Here is a 24,098-nt window from a genome sequence, read left to right on the forward strand (position 1 = left end):
TTTACCGCGACCGGCTTGCGCGTCACGAAATAATTCGAATCGAAAAAGGTAAGGAGACACAGCATGAAACGGACAACGCTGATAGCACTGTTTGGCATCGCGTCGGTATGGGGCAGCGCGCACGCGGGTACGCCAATCACGATTGGTGGGTCATTTGATTTGTCCGGGCCGGCGGCGGAGGTCGGCAAGGATAGCCTGCTGGGTACCCAGTATGCGGTGGAAGTGCTGAACAAGCGTGGCGGCGTACTGGGCCAGCCGGTCGTGCTCAACTACCAGGACAACGGCACCAATCCTCAGCGTGCGAGCAATCAGGCTGCGTCGTTGGTGCATGGGGGGGCGGTCATGCTGATGGCGCCGCAGTCGTCGGCGGATACGCTCGCGGTTAGCAAGACCGTGTCCGCGAAGCTCAAGGTGCCGATGTGCGTGTCGGCCTCGGGTTCCGAGGACATCACGATGAAGTCGTTCCAGCCGTATGTTTTCTCGATCGCGGTGAACGGCTATTTCCAGACACGGGCGATGGCGACCCGGCTGGCGAAGATGCCGTATAAACGCTACGCGGTCGTGGCGGCCGACTACGCGGGGGCCCGCACCAACGCGGCTCGATTCATGGAACTTATGAAGGAGATGAATCCGAACGTCGAGTTCGTGATCGAGGAGTATCCGAAGCTCGGTGCGATCGATTACACCGCCGCGATCAACAAGATCCTGGCGGCGAAGCCGGACTACGTGTTCACGAGCTTGTACGGGAGCGATCTCGTGACCTTCTCCAAGCAGGCGACAGCCGTTGGATTCTTCAAACAGATCGACAACAGGTTTATTGCCCTGTATGACGAGAGCACGTTGAAGTCGCTCGGCCAATTCGCCGCGATCGGCAGCGACGGCGGCCAGTTCGTGCCGGCGTCGTATCTGGCCACGGCCAGTCCGCAGTCGAAATTGTACGTCAACCAGTTCAAGGCGAAGTACGGCGTTGTGCCGTCTGACTGGACCACGTCGGCCTATGAGTGCGTGATGATCTGGGCGCAGGCGGCCACGGCGGCGAAGACGACCGACGCGGACGCGGTGATGCACGCCGTCGAATCGTCCGATTTCAAGGTGATACGCGGCACGCTGCGTTTCGCGAAGTACGACCATCAGGCCGATACGCCAATGTTTATTGGCCGCGTCGACTACAGCAAGGAGCTGAAGCAACCCGTCATGACGATTACCGATGTCATTCCCGGCGCGACCTTGCAGCCTTCAGAATCCGTGGTGATGAAGGCGCGGCAGTCGCAGTAACGCGGAGCGGTTTCGTCGAGACCGCCGTCGGCCGGGCCGGGATGGAAGCCGGCTCGGCGGCGGGTGGCAACATGCACAGCACGCCTTACGGCGTGCTTCGTGACTTCAGGCGTACAGGTTCGGGAACTGACCCGTGGTGCTGATGATCGTCGTGCGGGTCTCGAGGTACGGATCGAGCGCATTGATGCCGTTCTCGCGGCCCCAGCCGCTGGCCTTGAACCCGCCGTAGGGCGTCGACCAGCGAAGGAACGAGTAGGTATTGACCCACACCATGCCGGCCTCGATGCGATTCGAGACGCGGTACGCGCGGCCGACGTCGCGCGTCCATAGGCCGGCGGTGAGGCCGTACGGCGAATCGTTCGCGATCGCGATGGCTTCTTCTTCTCCTTCGAACGGGATCAGCGACGCAACGGGGCCGAATATTTCCTCGCGGGCGATCCGCATCTGGTTCGTGACACCGGCGAACACGGTCGGCTCGACGAAGTAGCCAGGAGCGAGCTCAGGAGTCGCGATGCGGTGGCCACCGGTGATGAGTTCCGCGCCATCCTGCTTGCCGATCTCGATGTACGACAGTGTCTTGTTGAGCTGCTCTTCGTGCGACTGCGGGCCCATGTGATTGGAATCGACCGACGGCAGGCCGACGCGCACGGATTTCGCGCGGGTCTGGAACGCTTCGACGACGCGCTCGTAGATCGACCGCTCGACGAGCACGCGCGAACCGAGCGCGCAGCTCTGGCCGGTCAGCCGCCACGCCGATGCGGTCGCGGCGTTGATCGCGTTGTCGAGATCGGCATCGGCGAAGATGACATGGGGGGCCTTGCCGCCGAGTTCGAACGTGAAACGCTTCAGGTTATCGGCGCCGTCGCGCACCATGTGCTTCGCGGTCTGGCTGGCGCCGGTGAATGAAATCTTGTTGACGTCCGGGTGCTTGACGAGGTGCGCGCCCGCTGTACGTCCATAGCCGGGCACGACGTTGAATACGCCGGGCGGAAAGCCGGCCTCATGGACCAGACGCGCGAGTTCGAGTGCCGACACGGGAGTCTGCTCGGCGGGCTTGACGACGACCGTGCAGCCGGCCGCGAGCGCGGCACCCACCTTGAGGCAGGTCGCAAGCAGTGGCGCGTTCCACGGAATGATCGCGCCAACCACGCCGATTGGCACACGCGTTGTGAAAGCGTGCACGCTGTCGTCGATCGGGATCGTGGTGCCCTGCGCCTTGTCCGCGAGCGACGCGAACCATTGATACCACTGAACCTGCGCGGTGAGGCTGCCGCGATGTTCCCGCACGAGATTGCCGTTGTCGCGCGACTCGATAACCGCGAGCTCGGGGATCGCTGCGCTGAACAGATCGGCGAGGCGGCGCAGCAACGCCGCCCGCTCGTGACCGGGCATGCGCCGCCACGGGCCATTGAATGCCTGACGCGCCGCGGCTACCGCGCGATCGATGTCTTGCGCGCCGCCCATTGGGGCGATGGCCCACGGCTTGCCGGTTGCGGGATCGATGCTCTCGATGAGTTCGCCATCGATCGGCTTTACCCATTCGCCGTTGATGTACAGGTGTTCGTAGCGCCGCAGCGGCGTATCGCTCGCTGTGGCGGATGATTGGTTCGACATTTGATGCTCCAGGAAGGGTATGGCTTCGTGCGGGAATTCGGGTTGCTCACGTCGGCGGAGTGCTCTCGCAGAGCGCGGGTGTGGCGTGGCGATTGGGAATGTTCTGTTGCTGCGAGAGTTATGCCGGAACTGGGACACTAGGACGTGCCGACGCCGGACGTCCATGCCGCGACAAGGTTTGTTCCGGATTTTGAAACAGGGGAATGTGCCGCGCGGGCCGGCATCTCGCGACACTTCGATCCTGCCGAAGTCCCACTTCGGTTTTCCGCGATTGGACTCGTTCTGCACGGGGGGTAAGCTTCTCATCCAATTCGAGAGGAGACCGCGACAATGCGCAATACTCAAGGCCCGCTTTCGGGCATCAGGATCGTGGAGCTGGGCGGCGTCGGGCCGATCCCATTCTGCTGCATGCTGCTTTCGGATCTCGGTGCGGACATCATCCGCATCGACCGGCCGCCCGGCTACGACGGTGGCATGCCCGGCGATCCGCGTTTCAACCTGCTCAATCGTGGCCGCCGCAGCGCGGCGCTTGACCTGAAGAAGAAGGAAGCGGCCGACGCGATCCTGAAGCTCGTTAGTCAAGCAGACGCGCTCGTCGAAGGGTTCCGGCCTGGCGTCGCCGAGAAGCTGGGCCTTGGGCCTGACGCCTGCCTCGCGGTCAATCCAGCCCTGGTCTATGGCCGCATGACGGGCTGGGGCCAGGATGGGCCGCTCGCGCAGGCGCCGGGGCACGACATCAATTACATCTCGCTGACCGGTGTGCTCCATTCGATTGGCGCCGCAGGGGGACCGCCGGCCATCCCGCTAAACCTCGCCGGCGATTTCGGCGGCGGATCCTTGTATCTCGCGCTGGGCGTCGTATCGGCGATTCTCGAGAGCAAGCGATCTGGCAAGGGGCAGGTGGTGGACGCTGCGATGGTCGACGGCTCGGCGTCGCTGATGACGCTTTTCTACGGGATGCTTGCGAGCGGGTACTGGAAGGACGAGCGCGGCGTCAATCGTTTGGACTCCGGTGCACCCTGGTATAACGTCTACGAGACGAAGGACAGCCGCTGGATCAGCGTGGGCTCGAACGAGGCGCGCTTCTGGCGCAATACGCTGCAAGTGCTCGGGCTGGGCGAAGAGGAGATGCCGGACCAGCACGATCGTTCGCGCTGGCCGGAGGTTCATTCGAGATTTGCCGACGTGTTCCGCACGCGCACGCGCGATGAATGGTGCGCATTGGCCGAAGGCCGCGAAGTGTGTTTCGCGCCGGTGATGTCGCTGTCGGAGGCGCCGGATCATCCGCATCTGCGAGCACGAGAGACCTTCGTCGAACGCGACGGTGTCGTTCAGCCGGCACCAGCGCCGCGTTTTAGCCGTACCCCAGGGGCGATTCAGCATCCGCCTGCGCGCCCCGGCGAGCATACGGACGCGGCGCTCAGCGACTGGGGTTTCAGCGCCCATGAACTTGCTGCACTGCGTGAAGCCGGCGCAATTGTGTGACGGGTGATGCCGACAGGCGGGCAACGCCCAAGCGCTTGCATGAGCGCCCGCCGCAGCGTTGCGACCACCTGTATTAACCATTCCCTCTGATTCCGACACCGCGCCTGCGCTGCAAAAAGCAGCGTACGCGTGGTATTCGCACGTCCGGCTTCCGCAGCGCGATGTGCAGGGTGTTGCGGCGCGTCATGCCGCGAAACGACACGACTTCACACGCAACGCGCGATCTTCGATGTTTTCGAATCGAGGCTTCGGAAATGCTCAGTTGGATTGCGCAATGACCGCCCTTAACCTGACTAACACGATGACCAAGGCTGATGCACAAGCAAAAGCCGAATAACTGGAGCGAAGACAAGTGACGAACTTCCTGGACGAATCCCAAACCATGTGGCTCGATACCGTGAACCGGTTCATGGATAACGAGATCACCGTCGAATATGTGCGCAAGTGCGACATGAATCGGGAATACCCGTACGAAGCGTACGAGAAGATTGCGAAGCAGGGCTGGCTGGGCATTCTGATTCCGGAGGAGGAAGGTGGCTCCGGCGGCGACATCTTCGACTACTCGCTGATGGCCGAGGGCCTCGGCAAGTTTGGTTTCGACTTTGCGTGTTCGGTGCTGGTGCCTACCTTTACGGCAATGAACATCATCAAGTTCGGCACGCCGGAACAGAAGGCGAAGTACGTGAAGCCGTTTATCGACGGCGAGATCCGTTTCTCAGTGTCGATTTCGGAACCGGACGCGGGCTCAGACGCAGCGAACACGAAGACGCGTGCGCGTCGCGACACCAATGGTGACTGGATCGTAAGCGGCCAGAAGCTGTGGTGCAGCGGCGCGGCGGCGAAGAACACAGTGATCGCGATGCTGGTGCGCACCGACGCGGACGACAAACACGGCGGTCTCTCGGTGTTGCTGATCCCGAACGACACGCCGGGAATGGTGATCAACAAGTTGCCGACATTGTCGCGCCACGCAACCGGTACGACGGAAATATTCCTGGACGAAGTGCGTATGCCGGCAGAAGCGCTGCTGGGCGAAGTGGGGCAGGGCTGGAAGATCATCACGGAACATCTCGAACTCGAGCGCTGTGCGGTGGCGGCGGCATACACGGGCAATGCGCAACAGGCGGTGACGACGGCGACGCGCTATGCGCACGATCGCATCCAGTTCAGCAAGCAGTTGTATGAATTCCAGGTGATTCGCCACATGTTGGCTGACTGCCAGACGAAGGTGGATGCAGCGCGCCTGCTTTGCTACCGCGCCGCGCAACTGGCCGCAAAGCATGTGCCGTGCGCCCGTGAGGTATCGATGGCAAAACTGTACGGCTCGGAGACGCTGAAGGAGTGCGCGCTGGCCGGCATGCAGATTCTGGGCGGCTACGCGAACCTGCCGGAAGCGGACATGGAACGTTATCTGCGCGAGAGCATCCAGTCGACGATCGGTGGCGGCACGTCACAGATCCAGCGCACGATTATCGCGAAGTCGATGCGTCTGTAACGGTCAATAGCGCGTGTGCGATTCCACGCACGCATGATTCAGGCGAGCGGAGTGCGTAGCAGCGCGTCCGTCTCGTCAATCCAATTTCTCAGGAGACCTGGTAATGAGTGTCATCAACAACAGCATCAACATCCCTCTGGACGAACTGGAAGTCGGCCACAAGTTCCGTTCGCCGGGCCGCACGGTGACTGAAAGCGACGTGGTGATGTTCTGTATGTTCACCGGCAACTGGATCGAGATCCATTCGAACAAGGAATACGCGGAGAAGACCCGCTGGGGCGAGCGTATCGTGCAAGGCATGCTGACGTTTTCGCTGATCTCCGGACTGCTGCAGTTCGGCCCGGCGATCCAGGCAAACTACGGCGTCGACAAGATGCGCTTCCTGAGCCCGGTGAAGATCGGCGACACGGTTTATGCCAGCGCCGAAGTCATCGGCAAGAAGGATAAGGACGACAAGTACGGCGTCGGCACGATGCTGATCCAGGCCTACAACCAGCGTGGCGAAGTGGTACAGCGCAGCGAGTGGAGCTTGCTGATGCTGCGCCGGCGCGCGGATCTGGAGGCCTTGATCGCCGAGGCTCAGCCTGAGTTCAAGGTCTGAGGAGCGCCAGCATGACGCCCAAACCCGTCGCGGCCATCATCGGCATGGGGGATGCCTACGCATCCCGCGCCGATCGCAAGGACCCGCTGCAGCTCGCCGCCGAGGCAACCCACGCCGCGCTCGCCGACGCGGGTATCACCAGGGATCAGGTCGACGCGGTGTTCACCGGTCGTTCGCCGTGGGCCGACAAGCGTTCGCAGTGGAGCAATATCTTCATCTCGCACATGCAGATGCCGGTGACGCTGACGAGCGAGCTGACCATGCACGGCGCGGGGCTAACCTCGACGCTCGCGGTCGCGACGCAGATGATCGCAGCGGGCCGCGCCGAATACGTGCTGTGCCTGCAGAGTGACGCGACCGAGCTGTTTGTCGACGCGGTGGCGATGGGTGCGGAAGCCGATGCCGATCCGCAGTTCGAGCTTCCGTACGGCCCGACGATCCCGGCGCTCTATGCGCAAGCGGCGCATCGCTATTTCCACGAGTTCGGCATCACCGAGGCAGACCTGGCCGACGTGGCGATTGCGAATCAGCGTTGGGGCCGGCACCACCCGCATGCGGCGAAGGCGAAATTCGGCGAGATCGATCGCGCGAAAGTACTGGAGTCGCCGTATGTCGCAACGCCGCTGCGCCGCTGGATGTGTTCGACGTGGGGTGGCGGCACGGGCGGCGCGCTAATCGTCACGTCGCCGGAAAAGGCGCGCGGCGCGCGCAATCCGGTGTACCTGCTCGGCTACGGTTCGGCGACGACGCATGAATATCTGACCGACCGCATGAACATGCGCAGTTGCAAGTTCGACAGTCTCGGTACCTTCCCGAACCTGACGACCACCGCGACGGCCGAGGCGGCCCGCCAGGCCTACGCGATGTCGGGGCTGAGCCCGGTGGACGTCGACATGACGCAGATCTCGGTGAACTTTGCGCACATGGGGCCGATCGTGATGGAGGATCTGGGCTTTGCGAAGAAGGGGCGCGGCATCGACCTGTATCGCGAGGGCCGCACCGGTGTGGATGGTGATCTTCCGACGGATACCAACGGCGGTTGGCTGTCGTTCGGGCAGCCGGGCATCTCGTGCAACATGGACAGCATGATTGAGGCGGTCCGCCAGTTACGCGGCCAGGCGCTGGGGCTTGCGCCATCGCGCCGCCCGAAGACTGTGCTGGTGCAAGGGGCGGGGGGCATGCTGGCCGCCGGCGCCGTGCTGCTGCTGTCGTCCGCGACCTGATCCTTGATTGAGAGCAAGCTATGACAGAAACTCATTTGCCTAACCAATGGCCGCAGCCCTATCGTTTGCTCGACGCGCAACCGTATTGGGAAGCGTTGTCCGACGAAAAGGTGACATTCCAGCGCTGCACCGAATGCGCGCAGGCGGTGTGGCCGGCGCACTCGTTCTGCACGCATTGCGGCTCGAAGTCGCTCAAGTGGGAAGCGTCAAGCGGCTGCGGGGAGATTTACTCGCACAGTACGATCATGCGCGGGCCGACGCCGGTGTGGACGGAGATCGCGCCTTACACGGTCGGCTTCATCTGGATGGACGAAGGCTATTACCTGTTCGCGCAGATCGAAGCCGTGCCCGAGGCGGTGCAGATCGGTCTATGTGTCGAAGTGAAGTTCGTCCAGCGCGGCGAGCAGAAGTTGCCGGTGTTCGTGTTGTCGGATAAGTAATAACCAACCTGCTGTTCAATCAGTTGGGGGAGACGTTGTGAAGCTGTTCAATTTCAACTCCGCATACGAGACGATGCGACCCGCTCTGGAGGTCCAGCATGGCCGGACCACTTGACGGAGTACGCATCCTGGACCTGACGTCCAATTTCATGGGCCCGTACGCGTCGCTGCTACTCGCGGACATGGGCGCGGACGTCTGCAAGATCGAATCGCGCCAAGGGGACACGACGCGCAACATCGGCCCATGCCGCCATGCGGGAATGGGTCCGATCTTTCTGCATCTGAATCGTAACAAGCGCAGCCTCGTGCTGGACCTGAAGCATCCCGACGGGATCGCTGCGCTGAAGCGAATGGTGGAAGCCGCCGATGTGCTGCTGTACAGCATGCGCCCGCATACGATGGCCAAACTCGGTATCGCCTATGAAGACGTCCGTAAGGTCAATCCGCGGATCATCTATTGCGGCGCGTTCGGATTCGGCCAGAACGGACCGTATGCGTCGCGCCCCGCGTACGACGACCTTATCCAGGCCGCGGTGGGCATGCCGGTGTTGCAAGCCCGCAAGGAAGGGCCGCCCAGCTATGTCGCGACGGCGATTGCCGATCGCGTCGTCGGTATGGCGACCAGCAACGCGGTGTCCATGGCGCTGTACAGGCGCGAGAAGACGGGTGTTGGCCAGCAGGTGTTCGTGCCGATGCTGGAGACGTTTTCGCATTTCGTGCTCGGCGATCATCTGTATGGCCATACGTTCGTGCCGCCGATCGGCGACTGGGGGTATGCGCGCATGATGAATCCGGATCGCAGGCCGTATCGCACGCTTGATGGTTATATCGGCGTCAACGTCTACGCGGATCATCACTGGCAGCGCTTTTTCATTCTGTCCGGTCATCCGGAGATGGCGGAAGATCCGCGCTTCAACAATATCGGCGGACGGACCGAGAACATCGCCTATCTGTACGAATTCCTTGCGCGTGTCTTCGAGATGAAGACGACAGCAGAATGGGTCAAACAGTTGAGCGAGGCCGACATTCCGATTATCGAAATGAACACGCCCGAGACGCTCCTCGACGATCCGCATATGAAGGCGGTCGGATTCTTCGCCGAACAGGACCATCCGTCGGAAGGCCGGATCCGTACGTTGGGGATCGCGCAGCAATGGAGCGAAAGCGCGCCGGAACTGCGCTACCCGGCGCCGCGTCTCGGTGAGCATTCCGTGCAGTTGCTGTTGGAGTACGGTTTCAGCCGTGAGGAAATCGAGGAGATGTTGAGTTCCGGCGGCGCGCATACGGTCGAGAGCCCCGGCTTGCCCCAATCAGAATAAGCGTTGGAAATGTTGGAAAGGGAGAAGCGACATGTTACGAGATCTACCGCTTTCAGGCGTCGTGGTGGTGGAACTGGGCGACAGTGCATCGGCGCCGTTCAGCGGGAAAATTCTGGCGGCGCTCGGTGCCGAAGTGTGGAAAGTCGAGCGCCCCACCGGTGATTCGGCACGCGGCTGGGGTCCGAGCAAGTGGAAGGACAGCGGCGCGGCCTATCATGCGCTCAATCGCGGCAAGCGCAATATCTGCATCGACATCAAGGATAAGGATCAACTGGCGATGTTGCATCGGTTGATCGCCGAACGAGCTGACGTATTCATTCACAATCTGCGTCCGGGCGCGAGCGCGAGCTACGGTCTTGACGCGGACAGCCTGCGCGTGACGAAGCCCGAGCTGATTCATTGCGAGGTCGGTGCCTTCGGTCACGCCGGGCCGATGAACACGCTGCCCGGCTACGATCCGCTGATGCAGGCGTTCTCCGGCATCATGAGTATTACGGGCGAGGAGGGACAGTTGCCGGTGCGGGCGGGAGTGTCCATCGTCGATTTCGGCACGGGCATGTGGGCCGTGATCGGTATTCTGTCGGCGCTGTATCGCCGGCAGAACCGGCATTGCGGCGCGACTGTGAACAGTTCGCTGCTGGAGACCGCGATCGCGTGGATGTCGGTGGGCGTCGCGAACTTCAATGCGGACGGTGAGCCGGGCGCACGTCATGGTTCGGGCGTCGCATTCATCGTCCCGCACCGTGCGTATGCGGCAGCGGATGGCCACCTGATCGTGAGCTGCGCGAACGATCCGCTGTTCGCGAGGCTGTGCGCTGCACTCGATCATTCCGAGTGGGCGACCGACGAGCGATTCGCGACGAACGCGGGACGCCTGAAAAACCGCGCCGAGATTGACCGTCTGATCGGCGAGCGCATGTCACAGGAAACGCGTGCGTTCTGGACGGCGCGCCTGCAAGCCGCCGGCCTTCCGGTCGCGCCGATCCAGACGACGGAAGAAATGCTCAGCAGCGAGCAGACGCGGTCGCTCGGGATCATCGAGAAGCCGTCGGGCGACGAGATCGGCATTGTCGGGCTGCCGATCTCGTTCGACGGCAAGCGTCCGCCGCCGCTGCATTCGGCGCGCGATACCGGCGCGGACAACGCGCTGCTTGAACGCGAGCTGGAGACGAATCGGCGTCCGTAGTGGCACGACGGCCTGCTCTTCACGACTTTCGATACTTTAGCGTGTCGACCAGCAGAGAGAACGCGGACGAGCCCTGGCGTCGATTGGCGTAATACAGGTGGTAGCCCTCGAACGTCTTGCGCCAGTCGGCCAGCACCTGGATGAGTGCCCCCGCCGCGATCTGCTCACGGACGTAGTCCTCGGGGAGGTAGGCGAGGCCGATACCCGCCAGCGCGGCATCGCGTATCGGCATAATGCTGCTGAACACGAGCGGCCCGTCGACCTTGACGCGGTGCTCCTTTCCAGCCTTCACGAACGTCCACGGCAGGAACTCGCCGTGCGTCAGGAGGCGCAGGTTGAGGCAGGCGTGCGTGATCAGATCGGGAGGTCGTTTCGGTGCCGGGTGCCGGGCGAAATAGGCCGGTGCACCGACCACGGCCATGGGGATGTCGGGTCCGATCCGCACCGCGATCATGTCTTTTGCCACTAGTCGGCCGCGGCGCACACCGGCATCGAAGCGGTCACTGACGATGTCCACCAGACCATAGTCCGTTGTGATCTCCACCCGGATCTGCGGATAGTCGGACAGGAAGCGCGCCATGGCCGGTTGCAGCACGCTCTGCACCGCGTATTCATCCGCCGTCAGGCGCAGGGTTCCGGCGGGTTTGTTGCTCAACTCGCCGATCTCCTCAAGACCGGCATCGATCTCGATCATCGCGGGGCCAACCCGGCTTAGCAGCCGTTCGCCGGCTTCGGTCAGCGACACACTGCGGGTGGTGCGAGAAAACAGCCGGAGTTGCAGCCGAGTCTCGAGCCCACGAATGGTCTGGCTGAGCGCCGATTGCGACACGCCCAGCCGGGCCGCGGCCCGAGTGAAGCTGGATTCTTCGGCGACCATCACGAAGGCGGATAGATCTTTGAGATTGCCACTGGCCATTGAGAAGCTCCACTTATTACTTTTATGAGATTTTGCGGGATTATCACTGAGCTTGCTAGTGACTATCATGAATTCTGTCTCAGATTCCTTTCTTACTCAGGAGCAAAACGTCATGCCGCAATCAGTCAAATTCAGCAATAAGTTTTCGGATGTCGCAGCCGATTTGTACTTCCCCGCCAACTTCGATGCAAAGAAGAAATATCCCGCCATTCTCTGCGCCCACCCGATCAGCAGTTGCAAGGAACAGACCGCGGCAATCTATGCTCAGAAACTGGCCGCGCTGGGCTACGTTGCGCTGGCGTTCGATGCCTCGCACCAGGGCGCAAGCGGCGGCGAGCCTCGCTACCTGGAAGACCCGGCGAGCCGTGTCGAGGACTTCCGTTGCGCGGTGGACTATCTGGTGACGCTCGATTATGTGGATGACGCGCGCATCGGCGTGCTGGGCATCTGCGGCGGTGGCGGATACGCGGTCAATGCCGCGATGACCGAGCGCCGGATCAAGGCGGTGGGCACCGTCGTGGCCGCCAACTACGGCCGTCTCATGCGCGAAGGCGATCAGTCGCCGGATGCGGCGCTGAACGCACTCGACGCAATTGGCAAGCAACGCACCGCTGAGGCCCGTGGCGCCGAGCCCGCGATCATTACCTATATTCCCACCTCGGTAGCGGAGCGTGAAAAAGCCGGGATCACCGACATCGACATCGTCGAGGCGGTCGACTACTACACGACGCCGCGCGGGCAAAAGCCCGGCTCACCCAACAAGCTGCGCTTCTCCGGCCTGCAGGCGGCGGTGGGCTTTGACGCCTTCCACCTTGCGGAGCATCTGCTGACCCAGCCGCTGCAGATCGTCATCGGCAGCGTGCCCGGCGGATTCGGCTCATACCGTGACGGTTATGAACTGTTCAGCCGCGCCCGTTCGAGCCGGAAGAACCTGTTCGTCGTCGAAGGGGCGAGCCACTACGATCTGTACGACAAGCCGGAATATGTCGAGCAGGCGATGACGAAGCTCGGGCCGTTCTTCAAGGAAAACCTCTGATCGGCGGTTGAAGGTGCAGGATGATTCCGATGCTTCTTTCTCGTTTCGGTAGGGACAATCCGTACGCGCTGTTCTACCGATCGGAAGATGCTGCTGGCCGTGGAATCTTGTGAGGCCGACACCCGTGCAGAAGCGGGTGTTCCCGCATGCAGCCATCGCGTTTCAATGTACGGAAGGTTTGTGCTTCTCGAATTGACTTGCTTCAGCGCCGGAATCACGCTGACTGGAAGTGAGTCGCGCGAAACGGCGCTGATCCAACTACAAGGAGACAAAGGATGCAGTTTCACCGTGATTCCGGAGACGGTGTGCCGGCCGCCATACAGGCGGACGCCACCGCGATGATCGCCGGACACGTCGCACGCGTTGCGAATGGCCGCCTGGACGAGGCTGACACGGAAGCGCTCCGCCGGCTTTTTCTTGACAATTTCATCGTGTCCGTATGGGGCAGCACCCGGCCCTGGACTCGTCAGATCGCGCAATGGACGCGCCGTTTCGCCGGCACCGGCGCGAGCCCCGTGCTCGGCGGCGACTGGTTCGCGGATGCGTCCGTCGCCGCGCTGGTGCACGGCACCGCGTCGCACAGCTACGAACTTGACGATACCCACAACGAAACGCTGAGCCATCCCGGCGCCGCTATCCTTCCTGCGGCACTGGCTGTGGCTGCTGCCACCGATGCTTCGCGGGCGGAACTGTTTCGTGCCGTGGCCGCCGGCTACGAGGCGATGGCGATGGTGGGAGCGGCCGCAGGCGGCCTGGAAACCGTACACCGCGGATTCCACCCCACGGCGATTTTCGGCACCTTCGGCGCCGCTGCGGCGTGCGTGGCCCTGCATGCGTACCAGCGCGACGCGCCGGTGACATCGGAACTGCTGGTTCGCGCGTGGGGACATGCGCTTTCGCAAGCCAGCGGCTCCATGCAGTTCTCGGCGGAAGCGTCCGGCGGCGAGGTCAAGCGGGTTCACGCAGGGTTTGCTGCCCGTAACGGTGTGCTGGCCGCGGAATTCGCGCTGATGGACGCGGTCACGGCACCGCAGCTCGCCATCGAAGGAACCTATGGGCTGGTCGCGCTTTTCGGCGGACCGCTGCGTGCGGTTGTACCGTCCGCAGCGCTACGGATCCATGAGATCAGCCTGAAGCCGTATGCGTGCTGCCGCCTGTTCCATTCCACCATCGATGCACTGGCCGAACTAACCGACAACTTCAGCATGCCGACCGCCGGGATTCGCGAGATCGTCATCAGCGGTCCGCAGCTTATCGCGGATCAGCACATGCTGGCGAAGCCGACTTCGACGATGGCCGCGCAGTACAGTTGCCCCTATATTGTGGGGGCAACGCTGAGTTACGGACCTTATCGCTACGACGCCTACGACGAAGCATTCCTCAACGATCCCGAGATCCGGCGCCTCGCGCAGAAGGTGCGCTTCGAGTTCAGTGAGGCGCTGACCCAGTACTACCCCAGGCGGTTTGCCACTGGCGCCAGAATTGACTTGCAGGACGGTACTGCGCAGTCGAGCGTCGTGGTCGACAGCGTTGGAACGCCAGCCAGACCGCTGAGCATCGAGCAGATCATCGCCAAGGGCGATGGTCTCGCTTCACAAGACCCGGCATCGCCGGTCGGAAAGAAACTGGCTGTGCTCTTATGGGATAGCGCCGAGGGCAGCCGCGCGCTGGCGCAGGCGCTGGCTCATGCCTGCACGCAACCGGCCGGGCAAGGAGTGAGCGTATGACCATCGAGCAGACCGCCGTCCCGGCGGACGACGTGACCCGCGAGCCGCTGCACGTCCGGCGCATCGAGTTCAACGGATTCCGGCGCAGCGATGGCCTGTTCGAAGTCGAAGGCCATCTCACCGACCAGAAATCGCATGACTTCACCCCGCCAAGCGGCCTGCGCACGGTGCCGGCCAACGATCCTATCCATGACATCGGGCTGCGCGTCGTGTTTGATTTCGACATGATCGTACGTGCCGTCAGCACCTATATCCGCGCGTATCCGTACCGCGAGTGCCCGGGTGGTGGAGATTCGCTACAGGCCTTGGTGGGACTGCGCATCGGCGCGGGCTGGAGCGGCGAAGTGCGCAAACGCCTGCCGACGGGCGAGACCTGCACCCATTTGCGGGAGATTCTGATTCCGCTGGCGACGGCAGCCATTCAGTCCGTCAATCCCCTGCGTTCGCAAGTGCTGCTGGAGGCGACCGACGCCAACGGCAAGCCACTCAAGATTGATAGTTGCTACGCCTACGGCGTCTCGCGCGAAGTCGTCATGCAACGCTGGCCGACGTTCCACCGGCCGGAAAAGCCTTAGCGCCTGGCGCCGAACGCTGAATATTAGGTCTCGATCTTGCGCGAGTGGCCGCCGCAACTTCGATCGTCGACTCAGGTCGCACTGCGCGACGGTCCTTAAGGATGTAGGAAGAATCGCCTATGGACCCGCTTTCGGATGTTCTTTCGCTACTGAAGCCGCGCAGTCAGTTCTATGCCGGGCTCGACGCCGCGGGCCCGTGGTCCTTTCTCTTTCCTGCCTACGAAGGCATCAAGTTCGCAGCCGTACTGCAGGGCGCATGCTGGGGCGTGATCGACGGCGTGAGCCGGCCTGTCCGCTTCGAAAAGGGGGATTGCTTTCTGCTGAACAGCGGACGCGATATCGTTCTGTCAACGGATCTGGCGCTCCCGCCGCAAGACTCGACTGCCATCATGGAGGCGGTCGCCCGCGACGGCATTGCCGTCCACAACGGCGGAGGCGAGGTTCTCCTGATCAGCGGGTTCTTTGCTTTTTCCAGCAATCATGCCGCCGTGCCGTTCGATGCGCTGCCGCCGCTCATTAACGCGCCGCAAGCCTCCAGTCAGGCAGAAGTGTTGCGTTGGTCTCTCGATCAACTGACGTCCGAGTTGCGTCATCCGCAGCCGGGCGGCGCGCTGGTGTCGAACCATCTGTTGCACCTCATGCTCGTGCAAGTGCTGCGGCTTCATCTGACGGCATCGTCTGCCGATTCGCCCGCAGGATGGTTCATCGCGCTATCGGACCGGCGCGTTAGTGCGGCAGTCAGTGCGATTCACGCGGAACCGGCACGCCACTGGACACTAGGGGAACTGGCTAGTGTCGCGGGACTGTCGCGAACGATCTTCGCGCAGCGTTTCAAGAGTCTGGTGGGCGCGACGACGATGAACTATCTGACGCGCTGGCGCATGCTGATGGCGGCGGATCGGCTGCGCGGCGGCAACGAGAGCGTTGCGTCGATTGCGTTTTCGCTGGGTTACGAGTCTGAAGCGGCCTTTTGCACGGCGTTCAAAAGGATGATGTTCTGTTCGCCGACGCAGTATCGTCGTCAACCGGAAGTGTTGACGACGAGCGAGTAAGGCGACGCAGCGTTGACGATGCCACTATGCAGGCCGCGCCGAAAGGAGACAAGGCAGCGCAGGAAATCCGTACGATCTAGAAACAGAAGCGGACTATCGCGAAATGCCTATGCGCCGGCCAAAAAATAACATCATGGTGTGCTTGGGCCAAAAATATCAGGAGACTTTGAACATGGACAAGAGGAATGTCAGCCTCGAAGAAAAGATCAAGAGGGTGATTGATGTAGAGGAGATCAGGTCCCTGATGTCGAAGTACTGTCATGGTATCGACAAAAAAGACGAAGCGACCTTCATGAGCATCTGGGCCGATGACAGTGTCTACGATCTGCCCCGCGGGCAGACCGCAGGCATCGAGGGAATCCGGCAGCTTGTCCACAAAGTGTGGAGAGAGGTGCCGAAGTGCCATCACCACATCACCAATCCGCTGATCGAGATCAATGGCGACAGCGCAACTGCCATGACCGACGTCGTCTATTACCGGCAGACGGAAGACGGCGTGCTGCAATTGCTATCCGGAACGTATTCATTCAAGTTCGCGAGCATAGCCGGAGAATGGAAGACGACGTATCTGAAGTTCACGGGTTTTGACACCGTCAGCCCGATCTTCAAGGAGAACATTAAAGGATGATTCTCTGATCTGGTAGCAAGCAAGACGATTGGTCGTTTGCGCAAGCTGACATTAAGCGTTGCGTTCAATTCGTATAACTTAGTAAATACAAGAAATATGGCGGAAGCCATTGGGTTGCGAACGACGTATTCGCCCCTGTAAAACGCAGACATATTAAGGAGGAGGACGATGACTAACGATGTATCACGCGATTCGAATCGCTTGCCAGAGGGTTTCGAAGACCTCGAGCCGTTCCTGGAACATTGGAGCACGCCGACGTCGCACGAACGATGGATCAACCGTGCGGCAACGCCGTACCCGGAAGTCGTGAAGTTCTACGACGCGATGTTCGCGCGCGCCGAGGAGGCGACCGTCTACCTGGAGCAATTCCCGCTGAACGAGATGCCAGAGCCGGCGCAGAACCTGTTCCGGTTGCTGCTTGCGCTGTGCCATGCATCGGTCGCCGTTGAGATGCATCAGGCGTCCGGCATCCGGCATGCACCGCCAAAGCATGCGCTTCAGATCGTGACCGGCTTCCAGCCGCACGGCTGAACGGCGCGCCGGTCACGATCGTTTCCGAACCCCACTGGTACGCAGGAGTTAGCATGAATCATCCGAACGAATTCAAACCGAGCTTAACCGAGTCAGTCGGCCTTAATACCGGCACGATACCGACCTCCCTCTATACCGATCCGGCGCAGTTTGAGATCGAACGCGAACGGGTCTTCCGTCGCGCGTGGCTGATGGTGGGGCGTGTCGAGCGCATTCCGAAGCCGGGCGATTTCTTCGTGAAGGAACTCGCGATCTTCAAGGCATCGATCATCGTGGCACATTCGGAGGACGGCAAGATCCGGGCATTCCACAATGTTTGCGCGCACCGCGCGAACGTGGTCGAACATCGCCCGAGCGGCAATGCAAAACGCTTTGTGTGCCGCTACCACAGTTGGGGATACAACAATTCGGGCGAACTGGCGCACGTGCCAGACGAATCCGGATTCTTCGGTCTGGACAAGAAGAAATGTGGCTTAACGCCGGTCACGCTGGAGGTCTGGGAAGGCTGGGTCTTCATTAACATGGCGCCAGCGCCCGAAGTCAGTCTGCAGGAATTTTTGGGACCAATGGCAGACGCGATGACGGGCATCGAATATCAGAACCCTGACCATCCGATCGTGCTGCGTGGGGAATTCAAGGCGAATTGGAAGGCCGTTGCCGAGAACTTCAGCGAGGCCTACCATATTGCGTCGATCCATCCGAAGACGCTGGGGCCGGTCTACACGGGACAGCCCAATCCGTTCAGCCGGCCAATCAGCGCGAACCTCTACGGTGCGCATCGCTCGCTGTCGCTTTGGCTCAATCCGGCCGCCCAGCCGTTTGCGAAATCGAAAGTCGCTCAATGGCTGTTTCCAGCGAATCACTCAGTCACGGGCACCCGTCAGGAGGGGCAGACCAACTTGGTTGTCGAGCACAAGGGCGTGAATCCGACGAAGCACGAGCACTGGTCGAGCGACGTCAACTGGTTCTTCCCGAACTGGCATCTCCAGATTTCGGCGAACCAGTTCTGGACGCATGAGTTCTGGCCGACGTCAGCCGGGACGACGGTCTGGGAAGCGCGCTTCTACAACAAGAAAGCGAAGACGGTGCGCGAGCGCTTGCAACTCGAACATTTCACGTCGCACATCACCGACACGATGCTTGAGGATCTGGGGAACATCGAAAGCATGCAGGTCGGAATGGAATCGGGCGCTAAGCCTTTCGTGTACTTCAACGAGAGCGAGATCCTGTGCCGCCATGGGGCCGAGCAGATCATCAAGTGGTCGTCGTCATCGACTGCAAAGGACGCACTGGCATAACCGGGACGACTGCGCATCGCATCGCGTCGTGGCGCTCGATCGGCGGGCTCGTCGATCGAGCGGCTAACGAAAGGGGGCGGCAAGCGGTCCCCTGGATTCCCGCTGCACGAAGATCATTAGTCGTCGTTCGATGGTTGTTTAACGAGAAGAAATTGCTGCACGTAACACGTGCCGTCAAGTGCCGTCTCGTATCAAGCGGCATGGCGATAGATTGACGGACGCGGGCGCACACATTCCCGCTGTTCGCGGAGGAGACATGACGAGTGTAATGGGCGGACTCAAGGTTCGCGTGGCGGCAAGGCGCGACGAAACCGCCGACATTTGCAGTTTCGAACTAGTTCACGCTGACGGGCAGCCGCTGCCGGCGTTCTCGGCCGGTTCGCATATCGACGTGGCCGTGCCGGGCGGACCGACGCGTCAGTATTCGCTGTGCAACGCGCCGGATGAAAACCACCGATATCAGATCTCGGTGCTGCGCGATCCGACGTCGCGCGGCGGATCGACCGGTATGCACGATCGCGTCAGAGTCGGCGACGAACTGACGATCAGCGTACCGAAGAATCATTTCGAGCTGGCTCATGGCGCGAAGCACAGCCTGCTACTGGCGGGCGGCATCGGTGTGACACCGATTCTTTGCATGGCCGAACGGCTCGCGACAACCGATGCGTCGTTCGAGATGCATTACTGCACGCGTTCGCGCACTCGGACGGCATTTCTCGAACACATTGGCCGCGCGCCGTATGCGCCGCGCGTGCAGTTCCATTTCGACGACGAAGCGGGCGACCAGCGATTCGACATCGCGGCGCGGCTCGCCAAGCTCGAGATCGGGACTCATCTGTACGTGTGTGGGCCGCAAGGCTTCATGAATGCAGTATTGAATACTGCTCGCGTGGCGGGCTGGCCCGAGACACAGCTTCACTATGAATTCTTCACTGTTGAGGCGCGAGAGACGGCTGACGATGGCCGTTTCGAAGTTGAAATCGCGAGCTCGGGCAAGGTGATCGTCGTCGAGAAGGACGAGTCGGTCGTGCAGGCGCTCGCGAAGGCCGGCATCCAGATCGAGACGTCATGCGAACAGGGCGTGTGCGGCACGTGCGCGACACGTGTACTCAAAGGCGAGCCCGATCATTTCGACGTCTGTCTGACGCCTGATGAGCGCGCGGAGAACGATCAGTTCTTGCCCTGCTGTTCGCGTTCCAGATCAGCGAGACTGGTTCTGGATTTATAGGCATGCCGGCTGTTGCGCAGCACGTAATACCGACCAACCACCATGGAATCGAAGCCGGTGATGGTGCAGTACTTAAGAATCCTTACTACATATTGATAAATGGAGGAGATGACAAATGGCAATCAGAATTCTGTGGCAGGCCGAAAATCGGTCCAACGATGCGGATTTTCCGGGCGTCCCCGAAACCTACGGCGCAATGATCCAGTTTGCACGACAGGTTGCCAGACCTGATACCGAGATTACGCTGCGCTACATGGAAGAGGCGCCGCGGTCGTTCGCCAACAACTTGATTTACCCGCGCGCCCTGACGAAAGTTCAGGTCGTCAACAAGGTCGTCGAAGCGGAAAAGGAGGGATTCGATGCCGCGCTGGCCGGCGTCTGCATCATCGATGCGTATTCGCAGGAATGCCGGCAGACGGTGAAGATGCCGGTGCTCGGTGGTGCGGAATCGACGATGTTGATGGCGCAACTGGTCGGCAAGAAATTTGCATGGGTCACGATCGCTCCGGCGTTCATCGAGCCGTTCGAAGCGCACATCCGCCTGCACGGATGGGAGCATCGCGCGATTCGAAACCAGCCAGTGCGCGCACTGGATCCGTCGTGTTGGCTGGCTATTGTTGATGCCGCGAAAGGCAAGCCGGAAAAGTGGATCGAGATGTTCGACGAGGCCGCCCAGGCGTGTGTTCGGGACGGTGCCGACACGGTGCTGTGCGGATGCAATCCGGGCGGCGCGCTGCTGGCGCTGGCCGGCTACAACGAGGTGCGTGGTACTGGCGTGCCGGTGATCGTCGGACCGGCGGCCATGGTGAAACTAGCCGAGTCGATGGTCGACCTTAGAAGAAGTATCGGGTTGACCAAGTCGGAAGCGGTCGTCGGCGCTTATCGAACGACCCCCCCGCATATCCTTGAGGAACTGCAGGCGATGGGAAAGAAGCTGTTGACGTAATGCCATGGCGGCGATCGCTCGATGAAACGGTCGCCGCGCTTTGGCTCGCGCGGCGTGGCAAAGAATATAAACATAATCGGTGCGAGACTCATAATGGAGACATACGACTATATCGTCGTCGGAGCAGGATCGTCGGGCTGTGCGGTTGCCAGCCGGTTGTCCGAAAACCCCGATCATTCGGTTTTGTTGATCGAGGCAGGCGGCCCGGCCGACGATTTCTGGATTCGGTCCCCGGCCGGCATGGGCCGGCTGTTCCTTGAGAAACGCTTCAACTGGGCCTATTTCACCGACCCGGTGCCTGCTGCGAAAGCGCGGCAGATCTATTGGCCGCGAGGCCGGACGCTCGGCGGCACGAGTTCGGTCAACGGCATGGTCTATATGCGCGGGCATCCGCTCGATTTCGACCATTGGGCAAGCCTTGGCAACGAAGGATGGAGTTGGCGCGATGTCTTGCCCTTTTTCATCAAGTCGGAATCGAATTCGCGCGGTGCCAGTGAATATCACGGCGACGTCGGCCCGCTGCGTGTCAGCGATCCATCGATGCGGCATCCGACGATTGACGACTATTTACGCTCGGCGGATACGATCGGCATTCATCGCGTCGGAGATCTGAATGCGCCGCCCTACGAAGGGGCGGATTTTCATCAGCACACGATCCGTAAGGGTCGCCGCGAAACATCTTATACCGCGTTCATCGAGCCGATCCAGCATCGGAAGAATCTCACCGTGTTGATCCGTACGCAGATCATGCGTGTGGTATTCGATGGAAACGAAGCGACTGGCGTCGAGGTTTCGCAGAACGGCGAGCGGCGCATCATCGCAGCGGCCCGTGAAGTCATCCTGTCTGCTGGCTCTTTGAATTCCCCCCATCTGCTGATGCTGTCGGGTATCGGGGACGGCGGCATGCTGCAGCAATACGGCATCGGCACGCGCGCCCATCGTCCGGGCGTCGGCCAGAATCTGCAGGATCATTGGTTCGGGCCGATGATCTGGCGGACCACGGTCGAGAGTTCGTATAACCGGACCTTGTCGGGTTGGCGGAAGTATCTCGAGGGGATGCGGTATTTGACTACGCATCGCGGTCTGCTCTCAATGTCGGTATCGGCATCGGCTGCCTTCGCCCGGAGCTCGGATGAACAAGCGCGTCCCGACCTGCAGATGGTCTTGCGTCCGGTTTCCTATACGTTCGATCCAAAGGGCGCGGTCGTGGTCGATTCATTTCCGGGCATCAGCGCGGGGATCGTCCTGCTGAATCCGAAGTCGCGCGGATCGGTGGCGTTGAAGTCCGCCGACCCGTTGACGCCGCCGGCGTTTCAACCGAACTACCTGTCCGAGCCGGACGATGGCCGGCGGACGGTCATCGGCTTGCGGCGCATGCGCGAGATCATGGCCAGCGAACCGATCGCGTCACGCATCGTCGCCGAGCAGATGCCGGGGCCTGGTGTGCAATCGGACGAGGAGCTGCTCGATCACATCAGGACGATCGGCAACTGCGGCTGGCACCAGGTCGGTACCTGCAAGATGGGCGGCGACGATCTGGCGGTCGTGGATGCGCGATTGCGCGTCCATGGCGTCCGGCGCGTGCGCGTTGCCGACGGATCGATCATGCCGACGATCACGTCCGGCAACACGAATGCACCGTGCATCATGATTGGTGAAAAGGCTGCGGCCATGATCCGCGAAGACGCGTTGCCGCGTCGCGTGATCCGATCATGAGCCCAACGAAACACTGGGTCGGTGAAGCGTTGACCGAGTTGACGCAGCAGTAGTGTCAAGGGGCGCACGTGCCCATTCCAACAATAGCGAATGTACGTTTGCATGGAGGTGTCATGGCTGTCGAAATTCGAAGAATCGTGACTGACCGCAATGCGGAGAACCGATCCGTGTTTGTCAAGGACGAACCGACCCCGGTCGAGAGTGTGATCGGGATCAACATGTTCAATGTATGGGGGAGCGGCGATGGCTTGCCCGATCTGGTCGCGGGCGACAATCCCGGGCGTGTCTTCGAGCCGTTCTTCCCGGGGCCGGGGGGTACACGCTTTCTGGTCGTCGAATTCCCACCCGATGATCCGAAGGCCGATGCGGCGGCACTCGCGGCGGCCGAGCGTCAGCAACCGGGCGGGATCGGCGCTCTCTACGAGGTGGAGAATCCAGGGATGCATGTGTCCGACACGATCGATTACGGCTTCTGTATTGAAGGGGAGCTTTATCTGGAACTCGACGGCGGTGCCGAGCGGCACATCACACCGGGTACCTGCGTCGTTCAGATGGGCACACGACATGCGTGGCGTAACCGCAGTGGCCGGCCGGCGAAGATGGTCTATTTCATGGTCGGGGCAGCGCGCAAGTAAGGCCGCTTGATTGCGGCCGTCGGCGGATCGAAGCGGGCGTGCGCTGCACAATGCGGCGCGCTCTGTCATTGGGCGACCCGTCCTGATGGATAAGCTACCGAAGACCGGTGTACGATTCGCTACAGCGAGTACGAAGACGTACACAAGAGGAGACATGAGCACCTTCAACCGGCTGCATTTGATTCGTCAGGTGGATCTGTTCACACTGAAGCTGTTTGTTTCGGCGGTCGAGGAACAACAAATCGGCCTCGCCGCAATGCGGGAGAATATTGCGGCTTCGACCGCGACCAAGCGTATTCAGGATCTGGAAGACATCGCCGGCGTCAAACTGCTCGAGCGCGGGCCGAAAGGCGTTGTTCCCAGCCCGGCAGGCGCCGTGCTGTTGCGCTATATCCGCAAGATCTTCGACAACCTCGACGATATGCGCTCCGAGATCGCGTCGTTCACCGACGGAATGCGAGGTGAGCTCACGATTGCATCGGCACGTTCCATCATCGTTCCGTTTCTCGCACGGGAGATGGGCGACTTCAGTCGGGAGTATCCGCTTGTTGACCTCGTGGTGCGCGAACTCGAGAACGCGGACATCGTGCAAACGGTCGCGCGGGGCGAGGCGGATATCGGGGTGTTCGCGGCCGCGCATGAACTCGATCTGGGGGGGGTCGACGTGACACCCTACCGGCGAGATCGCATGGTTGCCGTCGTGCCGCAGGGGCACCGTCTGAGCGCGCAGGCCAGCGTGTCGTTCAAGGAACTCTTGCCGGAGAACCTCATCACGGTGAATGCAATGCTGGGCGCATTCCGGGTGGCCGCGAGACGCCTCGGTGTGGAATTCGAGCCGCGTTACAGCGTTAGGAGCGCGGGCGTTGCCGTCAGTCTGGTGGAAGCCGGTTTGGGCGTGACCGTTCAGCCGGAATGTCTGGTCAGTCACGAGCTGTTCGGTCGCATCGCCGTACGGGAGCTGGCGGAACCGTGGGCGGGGCGGCGGATTCATATCGCGACGGCGCGAGGCCGTGAGCTGAATCCGATTACGCGCGCGCTGATCAAGCAGCTCCTCGATCGGCCGCGCGACGAACCCGTTACATGATGCGCATTTGGGCGCAGCGTGAGCGCGGCAGACGCGCTCACGTGTGGACTTTCGACGCGGAGGGCACGACGCGATATCGTTATCGACA

At 61.4% G+C, this 24,098-nt stretch carries 22 protein-coding genes; 20 read left to right on the plus strand and 2 right to left on the minus strand.

The window, feature by feature from the left end:
- Positions 1-63: 63 nt before the first annotated feature.
- Positions 64-1,275: an ABC transporter substrate-binding protein gene (locus ACUN0E_RS28730; protein WP_445568726.1), complete on the plus strand. Its 1,212-nt coding sequence runs from the start codon at positions 64-66 to the stop codon at positions 1,273-1,275.
- A gap of 105 nt (positions 1,276-1,380) precedes the next feature.
- Here the strand turns inward: ACUN0E_RS28730 and ACUN0E_RS28735 are convergent, their stop codons facing one another.
- Positions 1,381-2,889 carry an aldehyde dehydrogenase gene (locus ACUN0E_RS28735; protein WP_445568727.1) on the minus strand — a complete coding sequence of 503 codons (1,509 nt, stop codon included), beginning with the start codon at positions 2,887-2,889 and terminating at the stop codon, positions 1,381-1,383.
- 330 nt (positions 2,890-3,219) lie between these two features.
- On the opposite strand from ACUN0E_RS28735, the gene ACUN0E_RS28740 reads away from it, so the two are divergent.
- The 7 genes from ACUN0E_RS28740 (at position 3,220) to ACUN0E_RS28770 (ending at position 10,638) form a co-directional block, all read left to right on the plus strand.
- Positions 3,220-4,374 (plus strand): CaiB/BaiF CoA transferase family protein, encoded by a 1,155-nt coding sequence (locus ACUN0E_RS28740; RefSeq protein ID WP_445568728.1) that lies wholly within the window; start codon positions 3,220-3,222, stop codon positions 4,372-4,374.
- 352 nt (positions 4,375-4,726) lie between these two features.
- Positions 4,727-5,869, plus strand: a complete 1,143-nt coding sequence (locus ACUN0E_RS28745; protein WP_445568729.1) for an acyl-CoA dehydrogenase family protein — start codon at positions 4,727-4,729, stop codon at positions 5,867-5,869.
- A gap of 103 nt (positions 5,870-5,972) precedes the next feature.
- Positions 5,973-6,470 carry a MaoC family dehydratase gene (locus ACUN0E_RS28750; protein ID WP_445568730.1) on the plus strand — a complete coding sequence of 166 codons (498 nt, stop codon included), beginning with the start codon at positions 5,973-5,975 and terminating at the stop codon, positions 6,468-6,470.
- Between the two features lie 11 nt (positions 6,471-6,481).
- Positions 6,482-7,693: a thiolase family protein gene (locus ACUN0E_RS28755; RefSeq protein ID WP_445568731.1), complete on the plus strand. Its 1,212-nt coding sequence runs from the start codon at positions 6,482-6,484 to the stop codon at positions 7,691-7,693.
- 20 nt (positions 7,694-7,713) lie between these two features.
- A complete protein-coding gene (locus ACUN0E_RS28760) occupies positions 7,714-8,133 on the plus strand; it encodes a Zn-ribbon domain-containing OB-fold protein (RefSeq protein WP_445568732.1) in 420 nt (139 codons plus the stop codon).
- Between the two features lie 98 nt (positions 8,134-8,231).
- Complete coding sequence (locus tag ACUN0E_RS28765; RefSeq protein ID WP_445568733.1) at positions 8,232-9,452, plus strand: CaiB/BaiF CoA transferase family protein; 1,221 nt, start codon at positions 8,232-8,234, stop codon at positions 9,450-9,452.
- 31 nt (positions 9,453-9,483) lie between these two features.
- A complete protein-coding gene (locus tag ACUN0E_RS28770; protein WP_445568734.1) occupies positions 9,484-10,638 on the plus strand; it encodes a CaiB/BaiF CoA transferase family protein in 1,155 nt (384 codons plus the stop codon).
- A 19-nt stretch (positions 10,639-10,657) separates the two neighbouring features.
- Here ACUN0E_RS28770 and ACUN0E_RS28775 read toward each other — a convergent pair whose 3' ends face one another.
- Positions 10,658-11,554: a LysR substrate-binding domain-containing protein gene (locus ACUN0E_RS28775; RefSeq protein WP_445568735.1), complete on the minus strand. Its 897-nt coding sequence runs from the start codon at positions 11,552-11,554 to the stop codon at positions 10,658-10,660.
- Positions 11,555-11,621: 67 nt separating this feature from the next.
- Here ACUN0E_RS28775 and ACUN0E_RS28780 point away from each other — a divergent pair, with 67 nt between their 5' ends.
- The 12 genes from ACUN0E_RS28780 to ACUN0E_RS28835 all read left to right on the plus strand — a co-directional run bounded on the left by ACUN0E_RS28780 (position 11,622) and on the right by ACUN0E_RS28835 (position 24,010).
- On the plus strand, positions 11,622-12,590 hold the full coding sequence (locus ACUN0E_RS28780) for an alpha/beta hydrolase (protein WP_445570534.1): 969 nt from the start codon (positions 11,622-11,624) through the stop codon (positions 12,588-12,590).
- Between the two features lie 275 nt (positions 12,591-12,865).
- The gene (locus tag ACUN0E_RS28785) at positions 12,866-14,317 is read left to right on the plus strand and encodes an MmgE/PrpD family protein (RefSeq protein ID WP_445568736.1); all 1,452 of its coding nucleotides are present in this window, start codon (positions 12,866-12,868) and stop codon (positions 14,315-14,317) included.
- Positions 14,314-14,892: a DUF2889 domain-containing protein gene (locus ACUN0E_RS28790; RefSeq protein WP_445568737.1), complete on the plus strand. Its 579-nt coding sequence runs from the start codon at positions 14,314-14,316 to the stop codon at positions 14,890-14,892. Before ACUN0E_RS28785 ends, ACUN0E_RS28790 begins: the two co-directional genes overlap by 4 nt.
- Before the next feature lie 119 nt (positions 14,893-15,011).
- The gene (locus ACUN0E_RS28795) at positions 15,012-15,944 is read left to right on the plus strand and encodes an AraC family transcriptional regulator (RefSeq protein WP_445568738.1); all 933 of its coding nucleotides are present in this window, start codon (positions 15,012-15,014) and stop codon (positions 15,942-15,944) included.
- 172 nt (positions 15,945-16,116) lie between these two features.
- On the plus strand, positions 16,117-16,572 hold the full coding sequence (locus ACUN0E_RS28800) for a nuclear transport factor 2 family protein (RefSeq protein WP_445568739.1): 456 nt from the start codon (positions 16,117-16,119) through the stop codon (positions 16,570-16,572).
- Between the two features lie 168 nt (positions 16,573-16,740).
- Complete coding sequence (locus tag ACUN0E_RS28805) at positions 16,741-17,103, plus strand: hypothetical protein (RefSeq protein ID WP_445568740.1); 363 nt, start codon at positions 16,741-16,743, stop codon at positions 17,101-17,103.
- Positions 17,104-17,156: 53 nt separating this feature from the next.
- Positions 17,157-18,401: an aromatic ring-hydroxylating oxygenase subunit alpha gene (locus ACUN0E_RS28810; RefSeq protein ID WP_445568741.1), complete on the plus strand. Its 1,245-nt coding sequence runs from the start codon at positions 17,157-17,159 to the stop codon at positions 18,399-18,401.
- 256 nt (positions 18,402-18,657) lie between these two features.
- Positions 18,658-19,629: a PDR/VanB family oxidoreductase gene (locus ACUN0E_RS28815; protein ID WP_445568742.1), complete on the plus strand. Its 972-nt coding sequence runs from the start codon at positions 18,658-18,660 to the stop codon at positions 19,627-19,629.
- 115 nt (positions 19,630-19,744) lie between these two features.
- Positions 19,745-20,575 carry an aspartate/glutamate racemase family protein gene (locus tag ACUN0E_RS28820; RefSeq protein WP_445568743.1) on the plus strand — a complete coding sequence of 277 codons (831 nt, stop codon included), beginning with the start codon at positions 19,745-19,747 and terminating at the stop codon, positions 20,573-20,575.
- A 93-nt stretch (positions 20,576-20,668) separates the two neighbouring features.
- Positions 20,669-22,291, plus strand: a complete 1,623-nt coding sequence (locus ACUN0E_RS28825) for a GMC family oxidoreductase (RefSeq protein WP_445568744.1) — start codon at positions 20,669-20,671, stop codon at positions 22,289-22,291.
- Positions 22,292-22,404: 113 nt separating this feature from the next.
- Positions 22,405-22,926 carry a cupin domain-containing protein gene (locus ACUN0E_RS28830; protein ID WP_445568745.1) on the plus strand — a complete coding sequence of 174 codons (522 nt, stop codon included), beginning with the start codon at positions 22,405-22,407 and terminating at the stop codon, positions 22,924-22,926.
- Between the two features lie 154 nt (positions 22,927-23,080).
- On the plus strand, positions 23,081-24,010 hold the full coding sequence (locus ACUN0E_RS28835; RefSeq protein ID WP_445568746.1) for a LysR family transcriptional regulator: 930 nt from the start codon (positions 23,081-23,083) through the stop codon (positions 24,008-24,010).
- Positions 24,011-24,098 lie beyond the last annotated feature (88 nt).

It is taken from the genome of Paraburkholderia sp. D1E (assembly GCF_052682275.1).